The sequence below is a fragment of the Ferrovum myxofaciens genome (genome assembly GCF_000735045.1).
In the GTDB taxonomy this organism is placed as follows: domain Bacteria; phylum Pseudomonadota; class Gammaproteobacteria; order Burkholderiales; family Ferrovaceae; genus Ferrovum; species Ferrovum myxofaciens.
In genome coordinates this window covers 1-280 of the sequence record NZ_JPOQ01000449.1, presented here as the reverse complement: position 1 = coordinate 280, position 280 = coordinate 1, and the positions used below count along the sequence as shown (strand labels likewise).

General features: G+C 52.9%; 1 pseudogene. It reads left to right on the top strand.

What is annotated here, in order from left to right:
* Window positions 1–220 (top strand): annotated as a pseudogene (locus tag IV91_RS18720) (IS66 family insertion sequence element accessory protein TnpA); the annotation flags it as partial.
* Window positions 221–280 lie beyond the last annotated feature (60 nt).

Below are 280 nucleotides of genomic sequence, written 5' to 3'. Positions count from 1 at the left end.
CAAGAGTTTCTGTCGGGATAAGGGATTAAATCCATCCCGATTGATACGTTGGCAAGGGGTATTTCGCAATGGGATTTCCCCTGCCATCAGCCAGATGCAACCCGTAGGGTTTTTGGATCTGGGTACTCTGCCTGCCCCTGAACCTCAACCCCAAACAGGAATCCTTGAACTCAAACTCGATCTGGGTGGTGGGGTGGTACTGACCCTCACCAGAAACTGATGTTCTTTGCCGAAGCCAGGGTCCGGGTCTTCATCTATGGCCAACCCGTAGATGCCCGCA